Raw genomic sequence first — 531 nt, forward strand, 5'->3', positions numbered from 1 at the left:
TACTTTCTTTTTCTCTTTGGTTTCCGGATGATTTTGAAGTCAATTTTGGTACGGGAAAGTACAATTTTTTCTTTCACACATATGGAATAAGCGGGTCGTATATGGTTTGGACAGACTTATCCCATGAAGATGTCTCCGATTGTGTTTTTAGGCAACGTTTTGTTGCGGTGGGCTTTCCCTTTCAGCTCTTCTTTTGGCTATCTTGACAGCATTGGCTGCCATTATCCCGAAAAATATCGCAAACTTCTCTCTCTTGTCTCCTTTTACCCTGATTTTCCTCAGTCCGTAGAACTCTTTGTTTGTACCGAACACACCCTCCATTACTGTAGCCCTCTGTTTGGATATTTCGGAGCTGAGTATTTTTTCTGCCCTCTCATGTTTTTTGGGGCCTTTTTTGGGGAAACAGGTGAAAATCCTGTTGGCAGTACAGAAACTCCGGTTTTTGTTTGTGGCATAAATCCTGTCCGCCCCAAGCTGGTTTACAGGGCCGAAAAATCTCCTGTGTTTGGCCACGGAGAGCTTAAGTCTTGT

At 43.1% G+C, this 531-nt stretch carries 1 pseudogene; it reads right to left on the reverse strand.

Going from position 1 to position 531, the window contains the following annotated elements:
* Positions 1-147: 147 nt before the first annotated feature.
* Positions 148-531, reverse strand: a pseudogene (locus HMJ38_RS25130) (transposase); the annotation flags it as partial.

Origin of the sequence: Aquiflexum lacus, from assembly GCF_015476655.1 — a bacterium.
GTDB classification, from domain to species: domain Bacteria; phylum Bacteroidota; class Bacteroidia; order Cytophagales; family Cyclobacteriaceae; genus Aquiflexum; species Aquiflexum lacus.